Below are 25,175 nucleotides of genomic sequence, written 5' to 3' on the forward strand. Positions count from 1 at the left end.
AACCTGCGGGAGCAGTTACTTCTTCAGGGACTGGGCGATCTGGGCCATGACGGTGTTGTCCGCCAGGGTGGTGGAGTCGCCGACTTCGCGGCCTTCGGCGACGTCCTTGAGCAGGCGGCGCATGATCTTGCCGGAGCGGGTCTTGGGCAGTTCCGGGACCACGAGGATGGTCTTTGGTTTGGCGATCGGGCCGATCTCCTTGCCCACATGGTTCCGGAGTTCCTGGACGATGGCGTCGCCGGAATCCACGGCGTCCCCGCGGAGGATCACGAACGCGACGATGGCCTGGCCGGTGGTCGCATCCGCGGCGCCGACCACGGCGGCCTCGGCGACCGCGGGGTGGGAGACGAGGGCCGATTCGATTTCCGCGGTGGAGAGCCGGTGGCCGGAGATGTTCATGACGTCATCGACCCGGCCCAGCAGCCAGATGTCGCCGTCCTCGTCCTTCTTGGCGCCGTCGCCGGCGAAGTACATGGTCTCGAAGCGGGACCAGTAGGTTTCCTTGAACCGTTCCGGGTCGCCCCAGATGCCGCGCAGCATCGCCGGCCACGGCTCGCGGATCACGAGGTAGCCGCCGGAGCCGTTGGGCACGGACTCGCCGGCCTCGTCCACGACGTCCACGGCGATGCCCGGCAGCGGGACCTGGGCGGAGCCGGGCTTCGTGGCGGTCACCCCGGGCAGCGGGGCGATCATCTGCGCGCCGGTCTCGGTCTGCCACCAGGTGTCCACGATCGGTGCCGGGTGTTCCTTCTTCTCGCCGTTCTTGCCGGCGTTGGCGCCGATGACGTCCCGGTACCACATCCATGCTTCCGGGTTGATGGGTTCGCCCACGGAGCCCAGGACCCGGATCGAGGAGAGGTCGGATTTGGCCGGGATCTCCTTGCCCCACTTCATGAAGGTCCGGATCGCGGTGGGGGCGGTGTAGAGGATGGAGACCTTGTACTTCTCCACGATCTCCCACCAGCGGCCCTGGTGCGGGGAATCCGGGGTGCCCTCGTAGATGACCTGGGTGGCGCCGTTGATCAGCGGCGCGTAGGCGACGTAGGAGTGCCCGGTGATCCAGCCGACGTCGGCCGTGCACCAGTAGACATCCGTCTCCGGGTGCAGGTCGAAGACGGCCTTGTGGGTGTAGGCGCCCTGGGTGAGGTAGCCGCCGGTGGTGTGCAGGATGCCCTTGGGCTTGCCCGTGGTGCCGGAGGTGTAGAGGATGAACAGCGGGTGCTCGGAGTCGTGGCCGACGGCGGTGTGCTCGGCGGACGCGGCCCCGACGGTGTCGGCCCACCAGTGGTCCCGGCCCTCGTGCCAGTCGACCTCCGCCCCGTTGCGCTTGACCACCACGACGTTCTGGACAGTGTGCCCGTCGTGGGCCAGGGCCTCGTCGACGGCGTGTTTGAGCGAGCTGGGCTTGCCGCGGCGGTAGGTGCCGTCGGCGGTGACCACGAGCTTGGCTTCGGCGTCGTCGATCCGGGACCGGAGCGCCTCGGCGGAGAAGCCGCCGAAGACCACCGAGTGGATGGCGCCGATCCGGGCGCAGGCCAGCAGGGTGATGACGGCCTCGGGAATCATGGGGAGGTAGACGGCGACCCGGTCGCCCTTGGCCACGCCGAGGGATTCGAAGGCGTTGGCGGCCTTCTTGACCTCTTCGGTGAGCTGCGCGTAGGTGTAGGTGCGGGTGTCGCCCGGTTCGCCCTCGAAATAGATGGCGACCCGGTCACCGTTGCCGGCCTCAACGTGCCGGTCCAGGGCGTTGTAGGACGCGTTGATCTCGCCCCCGACGAACCATTTGGCGAACGGCGGCTTGGACCAGTCCAGGGCCTGGTCGAAGTCCTTGCTCCAGGTCAGCAGCCCGCGGGCCTGCTTCGCCCAGAACGCGGGCCGGTCGGCGTCGGCCTCGGCGTAATCTGCGGCAGTGACCACGGCGTTGGCGGCAAACTCTGCCGAGGGGGCGAACTTGCGGTCCTCCTGGGAGAGGTTTTCAAAGGCGTCGCCCTGATGCTGCGGGTCGGTGGGCTGGGTGCCGGACGGCTGCGTGGCCGTAGAGCCGGGTGTCTGCTGGGACATGGTGAACCTCATCATTCATCGATCCGTGCTGCGCGGGCCCCGGATCTCCGCCACGCCGGGCCGCAGGCGCGACGTCGGGCAGCGGCTGATCACGGACGTACCGCAAAGAGCTGTTCCGCACTAAACACTAATACCTCGGCCGGGTCCGACGTGTCCCCCGTCACAAAGGGTGCCGTGAGCGGTGTGTGTTAAGCGCCGAGTGGTATGGCCCTGGCGGGACTCCCCGGAACAGCCGCGGCCCCGGCCGGATGTCCGGGCCGGCGGCCCATGGGACGGCCCTGCGAGGACCGGCGGCGGCTCGTGCCGGCAAGTATTTTGCGCGTCTGCCCACGGCTTGTCAGCTAGTGATCGGCCATGCACTTGGCTAGGCTGAGATGAAGTTGTGACAACCAATGGAGGCGCCGGGACCGCTTGCGGTCTTGATCCTGCCTGCCGTTAGGCGGTGCTGTCCAGGGCGCCGCCACGCTAAGGAGAACCAGAATGAACCAGCCAGCAAACGGGCAACTGCACCCGCCCGTCCAGAAGCAGGGAAACATCGGTCCGGCCGGGTTTGGCGAAGAGCCGCGTTTCACGGTGGACCGGCAGTCCGGCAAGAAGAACGAGGCCGTTCTGGGACCCTTCACGATCCGCGACCTCACCGTGTTCGGCTCCACGCTGATTCTTTTTGTTGCCTCGCTGATTCCGATGTTTGGCGTCCGTTACAACCTGTGGAACCTGGGCAGCCTCTTCTTCCTGGGCCTGGGGATCGTGCTGCCACTGATCGTTTCCGCGCTTTTCGTGGCGCGCCGGGTCAGCCCGGGAACAAGGATCCGGATCGGTTCGCTGTCCGTGGACCAGTTCGCTTCCGTGGTGGCTGCCTTCTCCCTCGCCTTCTTCTTCCTGGCAGTCGCCGGTGCGTTCGCGCCGAGCATGCTGGTGGCACTCGTCGGCGCATTGGGACTCTTCGCCGCCACCGTGCTGGCTCGCCTGATTCCGTACTTCGCCGGCGATTTCCTGGGCCGCGGGGAAACCCCGGCCCATGTGGTGGCGCGTGAGGCTGCCGTGCCGGTCCGCAAACCTCGAGCACCCAAGGCTCCGGCGGCCGGCACGGAAGCCGGGCCCAAGGACGCGGCATCGAGCCCGATTGCGGGCTGGGCCAAGCGGCTCAAGCCGGGCAGCCCGGCGGCTGCCCCCGGAGCGGCCCCGCGCGGATACGGGTCCAACGGCAGCGCGCCCAGTGGCGCGGTCCCGGCTGCGGCAGTCCCGGCTGCGGCAGCGGGCGAAGAACAGACTTCCGTGCCGGCCTCCAGTGCGCCGGAAACCCATGCTTCCGACGTCGTAACGGGCGCTGCGTCTGCCACCCCGCTTGCTGCTGCCGCGCATGCTCCTGTCGAGCCGACCCTTGCTGCCGAGCCGTCCGCGACGCCGTCGACGGTCCCGTCCGGCACCCCGTCCGCCGAAGCGCCGACCCTGGCTGCCGGCGTCGAGGTGCCTTCTGCTTCCGCAGCCGGCGCCACTTCAGCACCGGAAGCGCCAGCGGTGCCTTCCGCGGTTGAAGAAACCCGTGCTGCGGATCTTCCGTCCGGTTCCGGCAGCTACGCTCCCACGACCGTCAACCCGCAGGTGCGCTTGCAGGAGCCGATCGGCGCCACCGTCGACCCGGCGAGCCGGCCCGTGGCCGACGAGGTCCAGCCGGTCCACGAGGCCTTCTGGTTCGCCGTGGCCCAGCCCCGCACAGCCGTCGACGAGCACACCGGCGTACCGGCTTTCGTCATTGAGCCCGGCGGCTGGGTGCTTGCGCTTGAGGACCGTGGCCACGAATTCCTGGTCCAGCACACCGACGGCCGCGTGGGCGTGCTGCGCGACCTCAGCAGCATCGAACGCGGTTAGCCTGACCCCGGTGGCCACCCAGCCCGGCACCCCTGAATCCGGCATCGTCAACCCCGCCGCCCGGAAGCCTGTTACCCGGAAGCCCGCCGCCCGGAAGCCTGTCACGGTCCGGGCATCGGGGGAGTCGTTGCTGGGGCTCAAGCGCCGTGCCCGCAGGATCAACAAGGCGCTCGCCGAACAGTATCCGTACGCTCATGCGGAGCTGGATTTCCGCAGCCCGTTCGAACTGGTGGTGGCCACCGTGCTCTCGGCCCAGACCACGGATGTGCTGGTCAACCAGATCACGCCCTTGCTGTTCGCCCGCTATCCGGACGCGCGGAGCATGGCCGAGGCAGACCCGGCCGAGCTGGAAGCGATCATCAAACCCACCGGGTTCTTCCGCGCCAAGGCCAGGAACCTGATGGCGCTGTGCAACCGGCTCGTGGACGAGTACGACGGCGAGGTGCCGGGACGGCTGGAAGACCTGGTGACCCTGCCCGGCGTCGGACGGAAGACCGCCAACGTTGTGTTGGGAAATGCCTTTGGCATCCCCGGCATCACGGTGGACACCCACTTCGGCCGGCTGGCCAGGCGCTTCGGGTGGACCGGTTCGGACGATCCGGTGCGCATCGAGGCCGACGTCGCCGAATTGTTCGCACCGAAAGACTGGACCATGCTCTCGCACCGCGTCGTGTTCCACGGACGCCGGGTCTGCCATTCGCGCAAGCCGGCCTGCGGGGCCTGCGCGGTGGCCAACTGGTGCCCGAGTTATGGTGCCGGCGAGACGGACCCGGAGAAGGCGAAGAAACTGCTGAAGTATGAGCTGGCCCCGGGACAGGAGGCGCTGCTGGCGCAATTGCTGGCTGAAACGCACCGGGCCGCCGAAATCCGGATGGAATCGCAGAGGAAGCACCGATGACTGCACGCCAGGACCTGATTGACCTCGTGGCCGCCATGGAAGCGGGTACGGCGCCCGCACCGGATCCGCGCTGGCGCGAGCTCGACGTCGCGCCCGGCGAACGCATCCGCAGGGCAGCCATTCTGATGCTCTTCGGGGCGCTCGACAACGTTCCGGCCGCCTCCGTCAAGCTGCTGGCGCCGGCCGATCTGGACGTTCTCCTGCTGCAGCGCGCGCAGACCCTGGATGACCACCCCGGACTGGTTGCATTCCCCGGCGGAGGGATCGACCCGGGTGAATCCGTCATCGAAGCAGCGCTGCGCGAGGGGGAAGAGGAAACCGGGCTGAATCCCGCCGGCGTCGAGGTCCTCGGCATCATGCCGGAACTGGCGCTGCCGCGCGGCAACTTCCTGGTCAAGCCCGTCCTGGCCTGGTGGGCCGCCCAGTCACCGGTCCGAGTCGTGGACTACGGCGAATCCGCCCAGGTCTTCCGGGTCCCGGTCCGGGACCTGCTGGACCCGGACAACCGGGTCACGGCTACCGTAAGCCGCGCCGGAGAGACTTTCGAAAGCCCCGCCTTCACCGTGAACGGGCTGGTGGTGTGGGGCTTTACCGGGATGATCCTCAGCCAGCTCTTTGACCAGCTGGGCTGGGCAGTTCCCTGGGACCGCACCCGCCGCCACGTGCTCGAGGTCTGAGGACGGCTAGCCGGATGTCAGCTGTTTGGCGGCCCGGGGAATGTGCGGCCGCGCCGTCGGCGCGCTGGTGGAAGGACGGCTCCCGCGGCGGGAGTGGTCCACGACCAGGCCGGTCGCGGCGTTCTCGCGTACGGCGTGGATGCCCGCAGCTGCGCCCTTGATGGTGCTAAACAATGGTGAAACGGCAAGTACCGTTCCATCCGCTGCCGTCAGCTTGAAGAAGTACGCCTCTTCTCCAGCTTCGGCGATCTCAAAAACTCCAGCCAAACTGTGCCTCCCCAATATCCATGCCTCATTGCATTGGCCGGTGGTGTGTTGTTGATCACCGGCCTGTCCAACCCTAGCGGGGGGAACCGACAGGGCAAAACGTACCGGCGGGTACGTTACCCGGAGTTTCAGAAAGGCTCCTATTTGGCCTTGTCATAGGAGTCCACGACGGCGACGCTCACCGGGAATTCCACCGGAATCCTGCCGAACAGCAGCTCCTTGGCAGCATTCGCGGCCTCCTCGATGGCCCGGACGCAGTCCGGGACGGCCGCATCAGGGCAGTGGACCATCACCTCATCGTGCAGGAAGAAGACGAGTTCCCCGGCTGGGGCGCCGTCCGCCCGCAGGGTGCGCAGCCGGCGTCGTAGTTCCGCCAGCCAGCAGGCCGCCCAGTCGGCCGCCGAACCCTGCACGACGAAGTTCCGGGTGAACCTGCCGCGCGAGCGGGCGAGGGAATCCGCCCGGCGCTGTTCCTCGGCTGTCGTGGATTGCTGGCTTTGCAGCCAGCGGTCCGACGGCGGCGGGCTGCTGCGGCCGAGGCGCGACGTGACGGTCCTGCCTGCCTCGCCCTCGCGGGCCGCCTGCTCGACAAATCCGACGGCGCGGGGATACGTGCGGGCCAGTTGGGGCATCAGTCGCCCGGACTCGCCCGTCGTGGCGCCGTAGATCGCGCCGAGCAGCGCCACCTTTGCCTTGGCCCGGTCGCCGCCGAATCCCTGCGCTGCGATCCCCGCGTAGAGGTCCTTGTCCCGTGCGGCGTCGGCCATCCGGGTGTCCTGGGCTAGCGCCACCAGCACCCGCGGCTCAAGCTGCGAGGCGTCGGCGACGATCAGCTTGTGGCCGGGATCGGCATGCACCGCGCCGCGGATCTGGCGTGGGATCTGCAGCGCCCCGCCGCCGCGCGAGGCCCAGCGGCCGGAGACCACGCCGCCCACCACATATTCGGGCTGGAAGCGGCCGTTCTTCACCCAGGCGTCAAGCCAGGTCCAGCCGTTGGCGGTGTGCAGCCGGGAGAGCTTCTTGAAGGCCAGCAGCGGCTCTATCGCCGGGTGGGCGGATTCCTTCAGCTCCCACTGCCGGGTGGTCTTCACCTCGATGCCGTTCCGGTGCAGGGCACGCATGAGCTCCTGTGGGGAGTCCGGGTTCAGTGCGGGGGAATTCAGCAGCTGCCGCAGCTCGGCGGTGAGGGCCTCAAGTTTTGCCGGCCGGTGCCCCGGTGACGGGCGCGGGCCGAGGAAGCCGGCCAGGATCTGCTCATGCAGTTCCTCGCGCCAGGGGACTCCGGTGTGCTGCATTTCCGCGGCGATCATGGCGCCCGCGGATTCGGCGGCGAGCAGCAGTTGGAGGCGCTGCCTTCGGTTGTCGCTGTCGCGTCCGACGCCGGGCCCTCCCGCTTGGCTGAGCGCTTCCTGCTGGGCGGCATATTCGGCGCGGAGGTCCTCGGGCGAATGCCGCGGCGCCCGCCGCAGGCCGGGATCGTCAAACAGCGCGCCCTGCTCAGCCGGCGGGGGAGGCGGCTGCAGGGCCCGCGGCGGCTGCACGATGTCATCGTCCTGTGTCAGCTTTTCCGCACTGAGGGCATACGCGGTATGGGCGGTGAACTCCGAGTGCGCCAGGATGGCGCCGCACAGCGTGAGGTCGTAACAGCGTTCCAGCTCCACCCCGGCAGCCAGCAGGGCCGGGTACCAGTCCTGGGTGCGGTGCCAGATCCAGCGCGGACGCCGCTTCTCGAGATCGAGGACGACGCCGGGCAGCTCGGCGGCGCTGATCACGCGCGGTTCCGGGCCGGCCGGGCCCGGGGCGCCGGCCGCGGTGAGCTCCTGGAGGGCTGCCCCGTCGGCATGGGCGGCGAGCAGCAGATACATAGCTCAATTCTGCCCTGCCTGGCGGGGCGGGTTGCCCGCGGCTTGTCCACTGATTGCCCGCGGCTTGTCCACATAGCGCAGGCCGGACGTTACGGCGCGTCCCGGTGTCGGGCACAGTGACACCATGAGCAGGCATCAGCGATCCAGTCCGCGGTCAGATCCTGCGCGGTCAGATTCTGCGCGGTCAGATGCTCGGCGGGCAGATTCTCCGCGGGCAGCGGGGCCGTGGGTTCCCGATGAGTCGCCGGAGACGCTGCTGGTCACCGGGTCCGAGCTTGTCCGTGGGGAAGTGGAGCGCATCGTCGCGGCGGCCGGGGGCCAGCTCCGGACCGTGCCGGACATTGTGGAGGCCGCACCCTTCTGGGACGCGGCCGCAGTCGTACTGCTCGGCAGCGACATCCGCGAGCTGCCACCCCGGAGACGGGCGCCGGCGGTATTGGTCGGCCTGGACGGTGACGGGGACAGCCTCTGGCACCTCGCTGCGGCCATCGGAGCGGAGCGGGTGGCCGTGCTGCCCGATGCCGCGTCATGGCTTGCCGAATACCTGAACCGCTCCCGCGCGCCGGAGGCCGGGGGACTCGTGCTCGGCATCACCGGTGGATGTGGCGGCGCGGGCGCCAGCACGGCTTCCGCGTGGATTGCCCAGGCCGCGGCGCGGCTTGGCGCGCGGGTCCTCCTGGTGGACGGCGATCCCTGGGGCGGCGGGCTGGAACTGGCCCTCGCCGCGGAGGATGCACCGGGACTGCGCTGGCCCGACCTCGCCGAAGCGAGCGGCAGCATCGACCCGGGCCAGCTCCTCGATGCCCTGCCGGTGGCCGGCGGATTCTCCTTCCTGTCCTGGCCCGGCAGCCGGGACCGGCCGGCGGCCGTGGATGCGGCGGCCGTGGCCGGGGTTCTCGATGCAGCCCGGCGCGGCTACGAGCTGGTGGTGCTGGACATCGGACGGGGACGCGAGCCCTTGCGGACCTTTGCCTGGGACTGTGACAGGATCGCCGTCGTTGCGCCCGCCCAGCTGCGCGCGGCCGTGGCCTCGGCCCGGCTGCTGCACGAGCTCCCCCCGGTGGAAACCGCCTTGGTGATCCGGGGAAAAACCGGAGCCGGATTGGACGGATCCCTCATCGCGGAATCGATAGGGCTGCCCTTGCAAGGGATCATGCCGGAGATCAGAGGTGTCACCGTTGCGACGGAAAACGGGCGCCTCCTGGAAACCGGCCGGCAACGCAACGTCCGCCGGTTCGCCGCCGAAGTCCTGGACCTGAGCAGGAAAGACCGCTGATGAGCGCCCACTCGGCCGCGGGGCCACCGGTGCTGGGCCGGAGAAGCCCGCTCGGTCCGGGGAACCGGGCCGGGCGCAGCGTCGTGGACCAGCGTCTGCTGGAATCGGTGCGCGAGAGCATCATGGCTGATGCCGGGCCGGTGACGCCCTCCCGGGTTGCCGCCGCCGTTCAGGCCACCGGGAAGCTGCTCGGCACCGCCGGTGCGCTGGCCGCCGTCGAAAGCATCAGTGCAGAGCTGAACGGACTAGGCCCGCTGCAGACGCTCGCCCGGGATCCGTCCGTGACGGATATCTTCGTCAACGGGCCGGATTCGGTCTGGCTGGACCGCGGCAACGGGCTGGAAAAGACGCCAGTCGTCTTCTCCGGCGAGGCGCAGATCCGTGCCCTCGCGGCGCGGTTGGTGGCAGCCGGCGGCCGCCGGCTTGATGACAGCTCACCGTGCGTGGATGTCCGGCTCGACGGCGGCTACCGGGTCCACGCGGTGCTGCCCCCGATTTCAACGGCCGGGACTCTCCTGAGCGTGAGGATCCGGCATGAAACCGTCTTCACGATGGCCGAGCTGCGGGAGAACGGCATGTTCGGCAGCTTGGTCCAGGAGGTCTTGGAACGGCTGGTGGAGCGCCGGTTGAGTTTCCTGATCAGCGGTGCCACCGGCTCGGGGAAGACGACCCTGCTCGCCACACTTCTGGGCCTGTGCCATCCGGGAGAAAGGCTCGTCCTGATTGAAGACGCCTCGGAGCTAAACCCCGTCCATCCGCACGTCGTCTCGCTGGAATCCCGGCACGGCAACCTCGAGGGAGGCGGCGCCGTAGACCTGGCAGAACTCGTCCGCCAGTCCCTGAGGATGCGCCCGGACCGTCTCATTGTGGGCGAATGCCGGGGAGGGGAGGTCCGGGAACTGCTGACCGCCATGAACACGGGCCACACCGGTGGCGGAGGAACAATCCATGCCAACACCGCGGCGGCGGTACCGGCACGGTTGACGGCCCTGGGGTCCCTCGCTGGGATGGGCCAGGACGCCGTGCGCCTGCAGGTGGCCAGTGCCATCGACGCGGTCGTCCACGTGGCACGGTCCCGGCACGGGCGACGGGTGGCCTGCATCGGCGTGATGGAAGAAGACCACACAGGCCTCGCCGTCAGCGTCGCACTGGACGTCGTTGAGGACCACGTGAGCCCCGGGCCCGCCTGGCCGCAACTGGCCGCCCGCCTCGGCCTGGATCGCTCCGACGCTCCCGGCCCGTCTCTTCCTCCCGGGACTTTATTTCCATTCGGAGAGGGCAGCCCCGCGGCCGGCAGGATCCCGCAATGAGTCCCATCCTGCTCGGCGTGCTGGCGATCGCTTCATGGCTGGTGTTCGCGCCGCCGGATTCCCCGGCACACCGCAGGCGGACGGTGCTCCCCGGGACTGTGGTGGGGGCAAGCCAGGCTCCGGCAGGACCGTTCCCTGGCCGGGCCCTACTCGGCAGAATCCTGCCCGGACCTGCGCGAGGAGAAGCCGCGTACGTCCCGATGACCGTGGTGGTCCAGCAACTGGCGGCGCTGCTAACGGGGGGCCGTGCGCCCGCCCGGCTGTGGGATGAACTTTGGCTGCTCTATGCCGGGAGCACCTCGCCGGACGGACGGTGGGGCCAGGGCCGGGGGCCCCAGCTGGCCCCGGTATCCGGGGCCATGCTGGCGGCGGCCCGGGCGGCAGCGCTGCGCGGGTCGCCTGTGGCGGCAGCCATCCGCAGTACTGCGGCGGGCGCGTTCCTCGCTGGGAGTGCCAGCGGCGCCGGAAGGGCCGCCAGCGCGATCGGCCGCGCGGCCAACCCGGCGGTGGGCCGGGAGCAGAGGGTATGGGGCGAACTCGCCGCGTGCTTCGACATCGCGGAGGCCAGCGGCTGCCCGCTGGCGGACGTGCTGACGCGGTTCGCCGCGCAACTCGAAGCGGAGGATGACTCCGAAGCCGCCCGCCAGACGGCACTGGCCGGTCCGAGGGCAACGGTCCGGCTGCTGGGCTGGCTGCCTTTGCTGGGACTCGGACTGGGCATGATACTGGGCGTGGACCCGGTCAGGATCCTGCTCGGGACCCCGTTCGGGATGGCGGCGCTCGCCACGGGCAGTGCCCTCACCATGGTCGGGCGGATCTGGTCAGCCAGGCTTGTCCGGGCGGCGGCAGGGCCGCCGTGAACGGAGTGCTGACCAGCGTGGTGGTCGCGGTTTGCCTGGCCGGCGCAGCCGTTCTGGCGCTCGCCGATGGCGGCAGGATAGGACGGTGGCTCAGGCGCCGAAGCCCGGGCCGGCAGGAGGGGGCGGAGCGCCGGCTCTCCGGGGCAGAGGCCGAGGGGGACCGGAGGACAGATCAAGGCGGTCTTCGGGACACTGCCATGATGCTGGAACTGATCGGAGCAATGCTCGATGCCGGAGCCGGGCTCGGCCGATCCTTGGAGTTGGTTGCTACGCTCGCCTCGCCCGAGCTCAGCCGTCCGTTGAGGCCCGTTGTGTCAGCGCTTGCCATCGGCGCCGACTGGGACACGGCCTGGCGCAGTTCCGAAGTCCGGTCGCCGGAACTCTGTGCCCTGCGGGATGCCCTCGGGTTCGCCGCCCTGACCGGGGCGCCGTCCGCGGCCATCCTGTACGCGCAGGCAGCACGCATGCGGCGCGCGCGGTTCAGGACCGCCGAGAAACGGGCCGCAGCCCTGGGCGTGAAGCTGGTGATCCCCTTGGGCCTCTGTTCCTTGCCAGCCTTCGTATGCCTTGGCGTCGTTCCGGTGCTGCTGGCCATGCTGCCGGCCTGATCATGCCGGCCCGGGGGTGGCGCAGCGGGCTCATGCGGGGCCCTGCCGGGACCGGACCACCCTCAGCCGGCCCTCCCGCGTCGCGGCGATGACGATGTTTGAGTGCTCCTCCACACCCTTGCGGGACAAGGCGTTATCCACTTGGCCGCTTTGAGTGCTTACCTCCCCCTGCGGGAACCGGGAGAGTCAAAGCAGCCGGCAATTCCGCCGGATCATCGTGAAAGGAAAGCACATGTCAATCGATCAGGACGTATCCGGCAAAGCCCGCGTGGCGCCGGAATTCTCCGGATCCGCGGAGGTCCGCGAAATCTATCCCGGCGCTTCCGCTGCCGGCCCCATCCAGCCCCTCAGCCGGAAAAGACGCCATGGTTCCGAGACGGGGATGGCGACCGCAGAGTACGCGATAGCTACGCTGGCCGCCGTCGGCTTCGCCGGAATCCTCGTATTCATCCTGCGCAGTGACGAGGTCCGCGGATTCCTGCTGAACCTCATCCGCGCGGCGCTGGCATTGCCGTGAGGTGCGGGTGGAGGGAAGCAGAGGGTGGAGGCCGCGGGCCACGCAAAGGGCACTTCCTCCGATGCGCCGCGGCTGAGACCATTTCCGGCCGGAGCCTTGGGGCTACCCGACGGGCCTCCCCCGGATCGGCAGCCCCACCGGTGCCCACCCGTGCCTGGGCCCGGATGTGCCATCGAAACGAATCATGCCGAGGCGCGGTAACGGCCGAGTTCGCCGTGGCGTTACCTGCTGTGCTGTTGCTGCTTGCACTGTTGCTCGCGGGCTCGGCAGCGGGCGTGACGCAGCTCCGCCTGGAGGAGGCGGCCCGGGCAGGTGCGAGGGCCTTGGCCAGGGGCGACGACGCTGCCGCCGTTGACGGGATTGTCCGGCGGCTCGCCGGCGGGTCGGCCACGTCGGCTGTGGAATCCGATGGGGAATGGCTCGCCGTCAGGGTCTCCGGCAGGGTGGCCGGGGCTGTGGGTTCGCTGATTCCCTGGACCTTGTCCGCCCGGGCATGGGCGCGCGGAGAGTCGTCTGACTCGCCCGCGCTCGTCCTCATAGACGGGTTTTACTCGCGAACTCTGGGGTGGCCCGCATGAACCTTCGGCCGCGGCGCGGCTCAGAGCTCGGATCGGGCACAGTGCTGGCTATGGCGCTTGGCCTGGTTGTCCTCATGGCGACGGCAGCGACCGTACTCCTGTCGCAATCTGCCGTGATGGCATCCCGGGCAGCGGCAGCCGCTGATCTGGCAGCGCTGGCGGCTGCGGACGCGGCCCGGGGAATCACCGTAGGCGAGCCGTGCGTCGTTGCGGAGGAGGTTGCGCGCCGGAACGCCGCGCGGATCCTGAGCTGCGTGGAAGGTCCAGACGGCACGGTACTGGTCCGTACCGAACTCAGCGCGGGGACCATCCTCGGGACGGCCACGGGGCAGGCGAGGGCAGGCCCCCCGCCGGACCAAGCCACGGGGCCGTACCCGTAGGCGCGCCACGTCTGTCCGGCCCCACATTCCTGGCATTGATTTCCTGGTCCTGAGTGCCTTAGTTGGGTGCCGGCTCAGGCCTGGAGCGTGGGGCGGGCGTGAGCGGGGTGGTCCAGGTCGTTCGGCCCGGCCTCACCCGGGCCGGCACCCATCAGTTCGGTGGCATCCCTGAGCAGCACGTCGATCAGAGTGACGGCGGCGCCCTTGTCCAGCGGGTTGTTCTTGTTGCCGCACTTGGGTGACTGCACACAGGATGGGCAGCCGGACTCGCATTCGCAGGCCTTGATCGCGTCGCGGGTGGCGGACAGCCAGACCCGGGCCTTGTCATAGCCTCGTTCGGCGAAGCCGGCGCCGCCGGGATGGCCGTCGTACACGAAGATGGTCGGCACTCCGGTGTCGGCGTGGATGGCCGTGGATACTCCGCCGATGTCCCAGCGGTCGCTGGAGGCCACGAGCGGCAGCAGACCGATGGCCGCGTGCTCGGCCGCGTGCAGGGCGCCGGGGAACTGCGCCTCGATCAGCCCGGCGCCCGTCAGCGTACGGTTGTCCATCACGAACCAGACGGCCTTGGTGAACAGCTCCCTGGCTCCCAGTTGCAGCGGTTCTTCTCCCAGAATCTCATTTGAGATCAGTGCCTTGCGCTGGAAGGAGACCACCTGTGTCGTCACCTTCACGTCCCCGAAATGCACGGCGACGTCGCCCCACCGGGTGGTGCGCTGGGTGTCCAGCACCTCGATCTGGGTCACGTCCCGGGCGGTCGTGTAGTAATCCGGATTGGCCCGGCGCACCACGACGCAGTGGTCATCCTCGTTCAGATCCTCCACGACGTAGCTGTCCCCTTGATGGACATAGATGGCGCCGGTGTGGGCCTGATAGTGCGTCTGGGGCGAATCCATGGTGCCGAGCAGGGAGCCGGTGTCGGCATCGACGATGCTCACCGGGCCGCCGCCGTCGGCCCTCAGGTTCACCATGGCTGCGGCGCTTTGCGGGTGCGTCCAGAACCACCCGGCTGGACGCTTTCGGAGGTAGCCCTGCGCCACCAGTTGGCCCAGCAGCTTCTCGGCAGTGCCGCCGAACAGCCCAAGTTCCGCGTACCCCAGCGGCAGTTCCGCGGCGGCGGCGCAGAGGTGCGGGCCCAGCACATAGGGATTGGAGGGATCGAAGACCGTGGCCTCCACTGAGACATCGAAGATGGCCTCCGGGTGGTTCACCAGGTAGGTGTCCAACGGGTCATCGCTCGCCACGAAGGCGGCGATGGCATCCTGGCCGGCGCGGCCCGCGCGGCCGATCTGCTGGAACAACGATGCGCGGGTGCCCGGCCAGCCGGCGACCAGCACGGCGTCCAGCCCGGAGATATCGATGCCGAGTTCCAGGGCGGAGGTGCTGGACACGCCCAGCAGTTCGCCGGAGCGCAACGATTTCTCCAAAGCCCGCCGCTCCTCCGGCAGGTAGCCGGAGCGGTAGGCCGCCACGCGCTGGGGCAGGCTCGGGTCCACTTCGTCCAGGAGGCGCTTGGCGATGGAAGAAATCGTCTCGGCCCCGCGGCGGGATTTGATGAAGGCTATGGTCCGGACCCGAGAGGACACCAGATTGGCCAGCAGGTCCGCTGTTTCGGCCACGGCGGTCCGGCGCTCTCTGGCGCCGTTCTCACCCCGCAGCTCCGTCAGCGCCGGCTCCCAGAAGGCGACCGTCGTGGAGCCGTGCGGCGAGGAATCCTCGGACACCGCACGGACCGGGGCCCCGATGAGCCGGCCGAAAGAGGCCCCCGGCTCGGATGCCGTGGCGGACGCCGCGATGAACACGGGCCCGGGATGGGAGGTGCCGGGGCTGTAGTAGGCGCAGATCCGGCGCAGCCGGCGCATCAGGTTCGCCACATGGGATCCGAAAACGCCACGATAACTGTGGGCTTCGTCCACGATCACATAGCGGAGCCGCCGGAAGAACCGGGCCCACCAGGCGTGGTTGGGGAGGATCCCAAAGTGCAGCATGTCAGGGTTGGCCAGGATGAAGTTCGCGTGATCCCGGATCCAGCGGCGGGATGCGGGGTCGGTATCGCCATCGTAGGTTTCGGCCCGGACGGTGGGCAGCTTGAGCGCCCGGATGGCGGCCAGCTGGTCGGCCGCCAGAGCCTTGGTGGGGGACAAGTAGAGGGTCACGGCACCGTCGTCGTGGATCTTGCCCGGCTCGGCCAGGACCCGGAGTTCGGAACGGTGGATCGCATCCAGCGCGGGCAGCTGGTAGGCCAGTGACTTGCCGGAGGCAGTCCCGGTGGCGATCACCACGTTCTCCCCGGCGTGGGCCAGCTCGGCGGCCCGGATCTGGTGTCGGTACGGCTCGTGGATGCCGAGCGAGCCGTAAGCGTTCACCAGATCGGGGTGGGCCCACTCGGGCCACGGCGCGTGCAGGGCCTCCCGGGCCGGGATGGTGCGCACATGTCGCAGCTGTTCCGGGTCCGGGCCGCGGCCCAGCAACGGAATCAGGGATTCATGTGGGTTCACTTGTACATTGTTTCACCCGGCCCCAAACCGCCCGGGCAAACAGGGACAGGGCAAACACCGTCCGGGCACGGCCCATGCAAGCGCTGCCCGTGCAACAGAGTCCCGGAGCGGGGCAGACGTCAGCCCACCGACAGATCGGTGCCTTCGTCCGAGGCGGTCAGCATCAGCACATGGCACACCGTGCTCCAACCCAGATGCGAGTACAGCTTCTGACCGTCCAGCGAGGCCAGCAGCAGCCCGGTTTCGACGTCGTGCTCGAAGGCCAGGGCCGCGAGTGCCTTCATGATGAAGCTGCCCAGTCCGCGGCGCTGGTAGTCGGGCTCCGTCACGATCTTGTCAAAGATGGCCGTGTGGTCCGCCACAAAAACCTGGCCGCTGGCGGCCAGCTCCTCGCCGGCCTGGACGACGGCGTGGTGGACGCCGTTGACTTTGGAGGTCACCAGGTTCAGGCTCTCATCGGAAAGCCAGGGGTCTTCGGAATCCTGGGTCTCCATGTCCACGATCATCATGGTCTGGGACGCCGAGGTGACGTTCAGCCCGTGTTTCTGCGCCAGGAACGTGTATCGCGCCACGTCGTTGGTGAGGACCGTGAGGATCCTGGCCGGCACCTCGGCCGTCTTCGCCGCCAGCTCCGCAAACTCGGCATCGGAGGGGTCATGGGCGAAATATTCCCAGTCATGGGTTGTGTCTGCGCGCAGCGCCGCAGGGAATCGGCCCTCCTTGCGCGTCTCATAGCCCCGGCAACCGGCCCAGCCGGCAACCCAGACTTCCAGCAGGTGGGCGGTGTCCTCAACCATGGCCTCAAGACTCATGTGATGAGCGTATTCCAGCCCCGCCACAAGCAACAGGGGGCGGGTCCGGGATCCTTGCTTGCTTACGGAATTGTGACTGTTGCGGCCGGCCGGCCCCGAGGCCCGGGAAGCCAGCCAGGACCGGTCGGTGCTGGGCGACGCACCCGGAAGAAGCCCGTCGCCGCTGCACCAAGTACCCTTAAATACGTGGCTTTGAATCGGATTGTGCTCTTCTACGGCTTTACTCCTCTCCCGGACCCGGACGCCGTCCGGCTCTGGCAGCGCGCCCTGTGCGAGAAACTCGGGCTGACCGGCCGCATCCTCATCTCCAAGGACGGCATCAACGCGACCGTCGGCGGCGAGATCAAGGCCGTCAAGCAGTACGTCAAGACCACACGTGAATACAAGGGCTTCCACGGCATCGACGTGAAGTGGTCCGACGGCGGTGCGGAGGACTTCCCCCGGCTGAGTGTCAAGGTCCGCGACGAGATCGTGTCCTTCGGCGCCCCGGGCGAGCTCAGGGTGGACGGCAACGGTGTCGTGGGCGGCGGCACGCATCTCAAGCCCGAGGAACTTCACCGCCTCGTGGAGGCCAAAAGGGAAGCCGGCGACGAGGTCGTGTTCTTCGACGGACGCAACGGCTTCGAGGCCCAGATCGGGAAGTTCAAGGACGCGATCGTCCCCGACGTCGCCACCACCCACGACTTCATCAAGGAGCTCGACTCCGGCAAGTACGACTCGCTCAAAGACAAGCCGGTTGTCACGTACTGCACCGGCGGCATCCGCTGCGAAGTGCTCTCCAGCCTGATGGTGAACCGCGGCTTCAAGGAGGTCTACCAGCTCGACGGCGGCATTGTCCGCTACGGCGAGGCCTTCAAGGACCAGGGGCTGTGGGAGGGGTCGCTCTACGTCTTCGACAAGCGCATGCACCTCGAATTCAGCGAGGACGCAAGGACCATCGGCGAATGCGTCCGCTGCACGGCCCCCACCAGCAAGTTCGAGAACTGCTCCAACCCCAGCTGCCGGACCCTGACGCTCTACTGCGCGGAGTGCGCCGCCAGCCCGGAGACGCTGCGCTGCCCGGAAGGCTGCGCGGCCTGATTCCCGTCGCTGGCTAAACCGCCACGGCCTGAACCGCGGCGCCAGCCTGGCCGGACCGGTGTCAGATCCGGGTCACCCGGTAGGCGAAGTTTGCCGGCGCATCCGCGTTGACCGTGACGGTGAGGACCGCATCGGCGGACAGATAGATCACGTTCACCCGCGAAGTCCCGCACCGCAGGCTCAGGTCCACCAGATCGTTCTCGATGTCGCTGACGATGAAGGACACGCTCGTGCTGCTCCGGCACGCCAGTGTCAGGGAATAGCTGCCCTGGGGCAGCGGGGTGGTGGTCTCGCTCCGGGGGACGCCGGGATCCAGTGAGCCGTAGCCCGTGTGGAACACCTGCCCCTGGGCCTCGGGCAGGACCTGCCTGGCCCATGCGTCCAGCTCCGCTCCGGTAACGGGCCGGCGCAGCCCGGGATCCTGCGGCAGGGCCGCATCCGTGGCAGGCGGCACCGACGCAGTCGGCGTGTCATCGTTCCAGTGGCCGTCCGGGTACTGATACTCGCAGCCGCTCAGGACCGAGGCCAGAAACAGTGCAACGGAAAGCACGACGGCGGACGCCGCGGTGCGTTGCCGCGGCACCTTCGTTACCGGCCCAGGGGGCATACCCCGACTTTAAGCCCGCCCCGTGCGAAAGGCCAGAGGCCCGGATCCGGGCGACGGCCCGGGCGCCAAGCAGGAATGGGGACAGCACTATTGGGAGGCCAGATGGTAGGCGTAGATCAGCGGCGGGTCCACGCTCTCGGCGCTGATCCGGACCGTGCCCGTCGTGGGAACGGTGACCCTGGCCGTTTCGCGGCTGCTGTTGCAGGCCGCCCCAGCCTCGGTCAGCCGCCGGCCGTCAAGGGAGACGGTGAAGAACATCTTGCCGCCGCCGTCACAGCTTACGGTCAGGGTGTAACTGCCGGCCGGCACGCCGGACGCGTCCTTGACGATCGGATCCCGGTTGAGGATCCTGCCAGCATCCTCCAGCACAACGCCGCTCGCGGAGGGCAGCGCGGTGGCCTTCCAGGCCGGGACGTCGGCGGATTCAATGGACCCTGCCGGAGAACACGCCGTTGCGGCCAGGATGACGGCGGCACCGGCCGTCGCGCCGGCGAGAAGCCGCCGCAGAGCACGTGGGCCCAGCGGACCGGAGGAAAGAAGAAGCATTCCTCCAACTTACCGCGTCAGGAGAGACCGCCGGCCCCGCCGGGGCACGTACGGACGGGACCGCCGGCCCGGGGGACCCGGTATCCGGCATCCCTTGACCTTGACGCGGCGTCAACCTTTAAAGTCGGAGTACGGGGCAGGCAATGGCAGACCCCGGCAAGCAAGACGTGAGGGAGGAACCGTGGACTGGTCCGTGCAGCAGATCGCGAAGATCGCCGGCACCACGAGCCGGACCCTGCGCCACTATGACGACATTGGGCTGCTCAAGCCTAGCCGCACCGGTGACAACGGCTACCGCCACTACGACCAGGCAGCCTTGGTGCGTTTGCAGCGGATCCTGCTCCTTCGTGAACTCGGGCTGGGCTTGCCGGCCATCGCCCGGGCCCTCGGCGACGAACCGGATGCGGCAAAGGCGCTGGGCCGCCACCTCGAGTGGCTGAGGCAGGAACAGGACCGGCTGGCCCGGCAGATCGACTCGGTCCGGCGGACCCTTGAGGCAGTGAAAGAAGGCGGAGGAATCATGGCGGAGAAGATGTTTGATGGCTTTGACCACACCCGCTACCGGGCGGAGGTGGAGGGCCGCTGGGGCAAGGACGCGTATGCCAGGAGTGACGCCTGGTGGCGTGGAATGGGCCCCGGGGAGAAAGACGCCTGGAAGCAGCGCAGCCGGCAGCTGGGGAGCGACTGGACCGCGGCGGCCGAATCCGGCGCCGCGGCGGACAGCGACGAGGCACAGGAGCTGGCCAGGCGGCAGGTCGAATGGCTCACCGGCATTCCGGGGACTCCGGCCGCGGCCCACGCCACAGGCAGCAACAGCGATATCAAAGGGTACGTGACCGGCCTCGGCGAGATGTACGTGGCCGATCCCCGCTTCAGCGCGAACTACGGCGGCGAGGCCGGGGCTGCCTTCGTCCGCGATGCCCTTCGGATCTACGCGGAGAAGCACCTCCAGCCGGACCCTGAGCATGCGGAGACTAAACTTACCCGGTGACTCCCTCAACGCACTTCACGGCCGGCAACACCCCCGACGCTCCCCGCAGCGACCTTCCCGGGCTGCTCGGGGCACTGGCCACGGACCTGCACGCCATCGGCTACACGGTGGACGGAGTAGCGGAGCTGCTCGGTGACGCCGCCCACTCCGCCCTCAGCCGGGACCAGCTCATCCCCGCGCTGATAGTCACCGGGCATGCCCGAAAGGGTGAGGCGGCGACGGCGGCGCTCGCCGCCGTCGTACGCCTGTGGCTGCTGGCCGAACCGCAGCGGGACGAGACTCTCGACGCCGCCCTGCCAGGCATCCGCACCGAAGGCCTGCTGGACCTGGGCCTCGTGGAGCCGGCCGGGGAGGGCCTGGTCCAGGCGAAGGCGGACCTACGGCCGTACGGCTGGGAAGAGGCCGCAGGGGAAGCCGGAGCCGGCAGCGGCGGCGCGGATCTGTGGGTGGCCAGCGATCTCGCCGCCCACCAGCGCCCCGGCGTCCTCCGCCACGACCACGTGCTGGGCATCGGGCAGGCGTCCACCACCCTGGTGCAGGTCACCGCCCGCCGGCACGTGGCCCGGGCCCTCGATCTAGGCACCGGCTGCGGCATCCAGACCTTCCACCTGCTGCACCATGCCGACCACGTGACGGCAACGGACATCTCCGAACGCGCACTGGCCTTCACCCGGTTCAACCTGGCCCTCAACGCCGCCGCCCTGGACCTGGACCCGGCCGACCTGGACAGCCGGGTGAGCCTGCGGCTGGGGTCCCTGCTGGAACCGGTCGCGGGCGAGGAGTTCGAACTCGTCGTTTCCAACCCGCCGTTCGTGATCACGCCCCGCAGCGCCGGCGAGGCAGCCACGGACCAGTTCACCTACCGCGACGGCGGCCTCCCGGGGGACGACATTGTCGCCTCGCTGGTCCGGGCGCTGCCCTCGGTCCTGGCCCCGGGCGGAACAGCACAGCTCCTGGGCAACTGGGAGATCCCGGCGGGGGCGGGCTGGGCCGAACGGCCGCAAAGCTGGGTGGGTCCCGACATCGATGTGTGGTTCATCCAGCGCGAGCAGGTAGGGCCGGAACAATACGCCGAGACCTGGCTGCAGGACGCCTCCGAGGCCCGCGACCGCCGTCTCTACCAGGACTCCTACGCCGCCTACCTGGACGACTTCGCCTCCCGGGGTGTCGAGGCCATCGGCTTCGGCATGATCTGGCTGCGGCGCCCAATATCAGGAAAGGGCCCGGTGATCTCCCGCTTCGAGGAGATCACGTATCCGATCGAGCAGCCCGTGGGACCGCATCTGGGGGCCGCCGTCGAACGCGCCGACTGGCTGGCCGGCCACGATCTCGAGGCCACGCACCTGCTCGTCGCCGACGATGTTACCGAGGAGCGGCACCAGCGGCCCGGAGCCGAGCACCCCGGCGTCATACTGCTGCGCCAGGGCGCCGGGCTGCGCCGCACCAACCTGCTGAGCACCGAACTGGCCGGCTTTGTCTCGGCGTGCGACGGCGAGCTGTCCGCCGGGCAGATCATCGGTGCCCTCGAGTCGCTGCTCGGCGGCGGCGAGGACTTCGACGGGGAGGCTTTCCGGGGCACGCTCCTGCGTGCGGTGGGGAACCTGGTCCGCGACGGCTTCCTGCTGCCCGCCTGACTGCTGCCCGCCTGACTTCCGCCCCCTGACTTCCGCCCCCGGGCCGGCAGCACGCGCTGCCGAGAGCCAGCCGGATCCCAGGTATCAAGCATTTCTTTCAGAGTATGGCGCGGCTCGGTAGACTGTTGGGGTGAATGCAGAATCCCCACTGGCGGAGCCCCCGGTTCCCCCGGCCGCCAAACGCAGGCAGCGCCCGGAAGAAAAAGTGGAAATCACCGACCCGAAGGCGATCCGGGCGCTGGCCCACGCCGCCCGGCTGGAGGTCATCTCCGAGCTGTATTCCACCCAGGCCAGCCGGACCGCCACCGAACTCGCCGCCCAGACCGGGCTGACTCCCAGTGCCATGAGCTACCACCTGAGGGCCCTGCAGAAATGGGGCATCGTGGTGCCCGCGGCCACCGCGGGGGACGCCCGCGAACGGCGCTGGAAAGCCGCCGGCACGGACTTCAGCATTAACTCCGGCGGGGGAGTGGCCAGCCCGGAATTCGCGGTCCTCGATCTTGAACTCGACGCCTTCCGCCGCCGCGTCAAGGCCTACGCCAGGTCCCGCGATGAACAGCGCGGGCGGCGCCAGCGCGGTGAACCGGCGGACCCGTCCTCCGTGGTGCTGGCCAGCAATCTGCTGTACCTGACAGCGGAGCAGCGGGCCGAGCTGACGGAGAAACTGTTCGCGCTGTTGCGCGGGTATGAGCTCGAGGACCCCGGCCACATTCCCGAGGGTGCGCAGCGCATGGCGACCATGTGGTCGATGATTCCGGATGACCGCGGCAACACCTCCGCCGGCCCCTCTTCCGGCCCTTCGGGGAGCGACGGCGGCAGCACCTGAAACGTCCCCCGGGACCTCAGGATGCCCCGTTTCATTACCTCCGGGCGTCACGGCGGCGGGGGCGGGTTTTCCACCCGAATACGCGGGAGCCCGCAAAATATGGTGAACTAGGCGGGTATGGGCGCATCTGCCCGAGCAACCTTTTTCTGTAGGAGCACCGTGCCAAGCAAGGCCAAAACCGGCAAGAAACTCGTGATCGTAGAGTCTCCCGCCAAGAGCAAGACCATCGCCAAGTACCTCGGCGAGGGCTTCATCGTCGAGGCCTCCATCGGTCACATCCGCGACCTGCCGCAGCCCTCGGAGCTCCCCGCGGAACTGAAGAAGTCCTCGGTCGGCAAGTTCGCCGTCGACATCGACAACGACTTCAAGCCCTATTACGTGGTGTCCGCGGACAAGAAGAAGAAGGTCGCCGAGCTCAAGGCCCAGCTCAAGGATGCTGACGCTCTTTACCTCGCAACCGATGGGGACCGCGAGGGCGAGGCCATCGCGTGGCACCTGCTGGAGGTCCTCAAGCCCAAGGTCCCGGTCTACCGGATGACCTTCGGCGAAATCACCAAGGAAGCCATCCACCGCGCCATGGACAACCTGCGCGATGTGGACCAGGACCTCGTCGACGCGCAGGAAACCCGCCGCGTGCTGGACCGGCTCTATGGCTACGAGATTTCCCCGGTGCTCTGGCGCAAGGTGGCACGCGGCCTGTCCGCCGGCCGCGTCCAGTCCGTCGTGACCCGCATGGTGGTCGACCGCGAGCGTGAGCGCATGGCGTTCAAGGCCGCCTCCTACTGGGACCTCACGGGCCAGTTCGGCGCCGGCACTGCTTCCTTCAAAGCCAAGCTCGCGGCCGTCGACGGCGCCAAGGTGGCCAGCGGCCGCGACTTCAATGACAACGGCGAGCTCACCTCACGCAATGTTGTGCACGTCAACGAGGAACTCGCCACTGCACTGGCGGCAGGGCTGCAGGACGCCGATTTCCGCGTCCGCTCGGTTGACACCAAGCCGTACACCCGCCGCCCGGCAGCACCGTTCACGACCTCCACGCTGCAGCAGGAGGCAGGCCGCAAGCTGCGCTTCACCTCCAAGAGCACGATGCAGGTGGCCCAGCGGCTCTACGAAAACGGCTACATCACCTATATGCGTACGGACTCCTCCGCGCTGAGCAACGAAGCCGTGACGGCCGCGCGCCGCCAGGCCTCCGAGCTGTACGGCCCCGAGTACGTCCCGGCGTCGCCGCGGGTTTACACCGGCAAGGCGGCCAACGCGCAGGAAGCCCACGAGGCCATCCGCCCCGCCGGTGACTCCTTCCGCACCCCGGCCCAGGTGGCCAAGCAGCTCTCCGGCGACGAATTCCGGCTCTACGAGCTGATCTGGAAGCGGACCGTCGCCTCGCAGATGGCCGATGCCAAGGGATCCACCGCCACCATCCGCCTCGGCGCCGTGGCCGCAGGCGGGGCGGCCGATGGCCGGGACGCCGAATTCTCGGCCTCCGGCACCGTCATCACCTTCCCCGGCTTCCTCGCCGCCTACGAAGAAGGCAAGGACGAGAGCCGGGGCGACGACGAGTCCGAGGAAGCACGCCGGCTCCCGAACGTCGCCAAGGACGACGCGCTGACCGCCTCGGAGATCGTCGCCGTCGGGCACGAGACCTCCCCGCCGCCGCGCTTCACCGAAGCCTCGCTGACCGCGGAACTCGAAAAGAAGGGCATCGGCCGCCCGTCGACCTACGCCTCCACCATCTCCACGATCCAGGACCGCGGCTACGTCCGGAAGCAGGGCTCCGCGCTGGTCCCCAGCTGGATCGCGTTCTCCGTGGTCCGGCTGCTCGAGCAGCACTTCAAGGACTACGTGGACTATGAGTTCACGGCCGACATGGAAGCGGACCTGGACAAGATCGCCAACGGCCAGGCTGCCGGACCCGCCTGGCTCAAGCACTTCTACTTCGGCGGGGATTCCGAGCCCGGCCTGCTGAGCATCGTCAACAACCTTGGCGAGATCGACGCCCGAGAAATCAACTCGATTCCCATCACCGAGGGCATCACGCTGCGCGTCGGCAAATTCGGGCCGTACCTGGAAAGCTCCGTCCCGACGGTGGATCCCAAGACCGGCGAGCTCGTTGAATCCGCCCGCGCCAACGTTCCCGAGGACCTGGCCCCGGACGAGCTCACCGCGGCCAAGGCGGTCGAGCTGATGGAAACCGCGGCCCCCGAGGAGCGTGTGCTCGGCGCCGATCCGCACACCGGGCACACGGTCGTCGCCAAGAACGGCCGCTATGGCGCCTATGTCACCGAGGTCATCCCCGAGATGACCGAGGAACAGCTCGCCAACCAGCCGGTCGAGTACTACAAGAACGGCAAGCCCAAGCCGCCGAAAAAACCAGTCAAAGCCAAGCCGCGGACCGGGTCCCTGTTCGCCTCGATGAGCGTGGAGACCATCACCCTGGACGAAGCGCTGCAGCTGATGAGCCTGCCCCGGGTCCTCGGCCAGGACGCTGAAGGCAACCCCATCACGGTACAGAACGGCCGGTTCGGCCCGTACCTGAAGAAGGGCACGGATTCCCGGTCCATCGGCTCGGAAGAGGAAATCTTCACCATCACGCTGGAGGCGGCGCTGGAGATCTACTCCCAGCCCAAGCAGCGCGGGGCCCGGGCAGCGGTGCCGCCGCTGGCCGAGTTCGGTCCGGACCCGGTCTCGGAGAAGAACATCGTGGTGAAGGAAGGCCGCTTCGGCCCGTACATCACCGACGGCATCACCAACATCACCGTGCCCCGCAGCACCGCCCTGGAGGAGCTGACCCGCGAACAGGCCGTCGAACTCCTCGCCGAGAAGCGCGCGAGGGGCCCGGTCAAGCGCACCACGACGGCCCGCAAGGCCCCGGTCCGCAAAGCCGCCGCCAAGAAGTAGTCCAGCCACACCGAAGTCGCCGGGAGAGTGCGGGTTCGCCGGGAGTTTCCGGCGACTTCGCACGCTTCCGGCGACTTCGCGTTTGCGGACCCGGGCAGGGTCGTGATCGAGTAGGAC

The 25,175-nt window shown here is 68.8% G+C and carries 22 protein-coding genes; 15 read left to right on the forward strand and 7 right to left on the reverse strand.

Annotation, left to right across the window (positions count from 1 at the left end; all coding sequences use genetic code 11):
* Positions 1-15: 15 nt before the first annotated feature.
* Positions 16-2,061 carry an acetate--CoA ligase gene (gene acs / locus E5206_RS05605; RefSeq protein ID WP_136321630.1) on the reverse strand — a complete coding sequence of 682 codons (2,046 nt, stop codon included), beginning with the start codon at positions 2,059-2,061 and terminating at the stop codon, positions 16-18.
* Positions 2,062-2,541: 480 nt separating this feature from the next.
* On the opposite strand from acs, the gene E5206_RS05610 reads away from it, so the two are divergent.
* The 3 genes from E5206_RS05610 (at position 2,542) to E5206_RS05620 (ending at position 5,505) form a co-directional block, all read left to right on the forward strand.
* Positions 2,542-3,930 (forward strand): hypothetical protein, encoded by a 1,389-nt coding sequence (locus tag E5206_RS05610; RefSeq protein WP_136321631.1) that lies wholly within the window; start codon positions 2,542-2,544, stop codon positions 3,928-3,930.
* A 127-nt stretch (positions 3,931-4,057) separates the two neighbouring features.
* A complete protein-coding gene (nth, locus tag E5206_RS05615) occupies positions 4,058-4,828 on the forward strand; it encodes an endonuclease III (RefSeq protein ID WP_136323978.1) in 771 nt (256 codons plus the stop codon).
* Positions 4,825-5,505 (forward strand): CoA pyrophosphatase, encoded by a 681-nt coding sequence (locus E5206_RS05620; protein ID WP_136321632.1) that lies wholly within the window; start codon positions 4,825-4,827, stop codon positions 5,503-5,505. The genes nth and E5206_RS05620 overlap by 4 nt, the downstream gene beginning before the upstream one ends.
* Positions 5,506-5,511: 6 nt before the next feature.
* On the opposite strand, the gene E5206_RS05625 is transcribed toward E5206_RS05620, so the two are convergent.
* Together E5206_RS05625 and E5206_RS05630 are read right to left on the reverse strand one after the other, a co-directional pair.
* Positions 5,512-5,772, reverse strand: coding sequence for a YegP family protein (locus E5206_RS05625; RefSeq protein WP_136321633.1), 261 nt, complete (start codon positions 5,770-5,772; stop codon positions 5,512-5,514).
* A gap of 140 nt (positions 5,773-5,912) precedes the next feature.
* Positions 5,913-7,637, reverse strand: coding sequence for a bifunctional 3'-5' exonuclease/DNA polymerase (locus E5206_RS05630; protein WP_136321634.1), 1,725 nt, complete (start codon positions 7,635-7,637; stop codon positions 5,913-5,915).
* 289 nt (positions 7,638-7,926) lie between these two features.
* Between E5206_RS05630 and ssd the strand changes: the two genes are divergently transcribed.
* The 7 genes from ssd to E5206_RS05665 all read left to right on the forward strand — a co-directional run bounded on the left by ssd (position 7,927) and on the right by E5206_RS05665 (position 13,166).
* Entirely contained in the window at positions 7,927-8,913 is a 987-nt protein-coding gene (ssd, locus tag E5206_RS05635; protein WP_240689972.1) for a septum site-determining protein Ssd, read from the forward strand.
* Positions 8,913-10,223 carry a TadA family conjugal transfer-associated ATPase gene (locus E5206_RS05640; protein WP_136321636.1) on the forward strand — a complete coding sequence of 437 codons (1,311 nt, stop codon included), beginning with the start codon at positions 8,913-8,915 and terminating at the stop codon, positions 10,221-10,223. The genes ssd and E5206_RS05640 overlap by 1 nt, the downstream gene beginning before the upstream one ends.
* Positions 10,220-11,083: a hypothetical protein gene (locus E5206_RS05645; RefSeq protein ID WP_136321637.1), complete on the forward strand. Its 864-nt coding sequence runs from the start codon at positions 10,220-10,222 to the stop codon at positions 11,081-11,083. Before E5206_RS05640 ends, E5206_RS05645 begins: the two co-directional genes overlap by 4 nt.
* A complete protein-coding gene (locus tag E5206_RS05650; protein WP_240689974.1) occupies positions 11,080-11,691 on the forward strand; it encodes a type II secretion system F family protein in 612 nt (203 codons plus the stop codon). Before E5206_RS05645 ends, E5206_RS05650 begins: the two co-directional genes overlap by 4 nt.
* Before the next feature lie 232 nt (positions 11,692-11,923).
* A complete protein-coding gene (locus E5206_RS05655) occupies positions 11,924-12,208 on the forward strand; it encodes a DUF4244 domain-containing protein (RefSeq protein ID WP_136321638.1) in 285 nt (94 codons plus the stop codon).
* Between the two features lie 164 nt (positions 12,209-12,372).
* The gene (locus tag E5206_RS05660; protein WP_136321639.1) at positions 12,373-12,786 is read left to right on the forward strand and encodes a TadE family type IV pilus minor pilin; all 414 of its coding nucleotides are present in this window, start codon (positions 12,373-12,375) and stop codon (positions 12,784-12,786) included.
* Positions 12,787-12,836: 50 nt separating this feature from the next.
* Positions 12,837-13,166, forward strand: coding sequence for an Rv3654c family TadE-like protein (locus E5206_RS05665; protein ID WP_240689976.1), 330 nt, complete (start codon positions 12,837-12,839; stop codon positions 13,164-13,166).
* Between the two features lie 74 nt (positions 13,167-13,240).
* Here the strand turns inward: E5206_RS05665 and E5206_RS05670 are convergent, their stop codons facing one another.
* Both E5206_RS05670 and E5206_RS05675 read right to left on the reverse strand, forming a co-directional pair.
* Positions 13,241-15,664 carry a DEAD/DEAH box helicase gene (locus E5206_RS05670; RefSeq protein WP_240689978.1) on the reverse strand — a complete coding sequence of 808 codons (2,424 nt, stop codon included), beginning with the start codon at positions 15,662-15,664 and terminating at the stop codon, positions 13,241-13,243.
* A gap of 119 nt (positions 15,665-15,783) precedes the next feature.
* Positions 15,784-16,476 carry a GNAT family N-acetyltransferase gene (locus E5206_RS05675; RefSeq protein WP_136321641.1) on the reverse strand — a complete coding sequence of 231 codons (693 nt, stop codon included), beginning with the start codon at positions 16,474-16,476 and terminating at the stop codon, positions 15,784-15,786.
* Between the two features lie 186 nt (positions 16,477-16,662).
* Here E5206_RS05675 and E5206_RS05680 point away from each other — a divergent pair, with 186 nt between their 5' ends.
* Positions 16,663-17,556, forward strand: coding sequence for a rhodanese-related sulfurtransferase (locus E5206_RS05680; RefSeq protein ID WP_136321642.1), 894 nt, complete (start codon positions 16,663-16,665; stop codon positions 17,554-17,556).
* Positions 17,557-17,617: 61 nt separating this feature from the next.
* Here E5206_RS05680 and E5206_RS05685 read toward each other — a convergent pair whose 3' ends face one another.
* Positions 17,618-18,163 (reverse strand): hypothetical protein, encoded by a 546-nt coding sequence (locus tag E5206_RS05685; protein ID WP_136321643.1) that lies wholly within the window; start codon positions 18,161-18,163, stop codon positions 17,618-17,620.
* Between the two features lie 87 nt (positions 18,164-18,250).
* On the reverse strand, positions 18,251-18,709 hold the full coding sequence (locus E5206_RS05690; RefSeq protein WP_136321644.1) for a hypothetical protein: 459 nt from the start codon (positions 18,707-18,709) through the stop codon (positions 18,251-18,253).
* Positions 18,710-18,890: 181 nt separating this feature from the next.
* On the opposite strand from E5206_RS05690, the gene E5206_RS05695 reads away from it, so the two are divergent.
* From E5206_RS05695 to topA, 4 genes are all read left to right on the forward strand, one after another.
* On the forward strand, positions 18,891-19,700 hold the full coding sequence (locus E5206_RS05695; protein WP_136321645.1) for a MerR family transcriptional regulator: 810 nt from the start codon (positions 18,891-18,893) through the stop codon (positions 19,698-19,700).
* On the forward strand, positions 19,697-21,334 hold the full coding sequence (locus tag E5206_RS05700) for a methyltransferase (protein ID WP_136321646.1): 1,638 nt from the start codon (positions 19,697-19,699) through the stop codon (positions 21,332-21,334). Before E5206_RS05695 ends, E5206_RS05700 begins: the two co-directional genes overlap by 4 nt.
* Positions 21,335-21,464: 130 nt before the next feature.
* Positions 21,465-22,160, forward strand: a complete 696-nt coding sequence (locus E5206_RS05705) for a winged helix-turn-helix domain-containing protein (RefSeq protein ID WP_136321647.1) — start codon at positions 21,465-21,467, stop codon at positions 22,158-22,160.
* A 159-nt stretch (positions 22,161-22,319) separates the two neighbouring features.
* A complete protein-coding gene (gene topA / locus E5206_RS05710) occupies positions 22,320-25,058 on the forward strand; it encodes a type I DNA topoisomerase (protein WP_136321648.1) in 2,739 nt (912 codons plus the stop codon).
* Positions 25,059-25,175: the final 117 nt, after the last annotated feature.

This window comes from Arthrobacter sp. PAMC25564 (assembly GCF_004798705.1).
GTDB lineage: Bacteria > Actinomycetota > Actinomycetes > Actinomycetales > Micrococcaceae > Arthrobacter.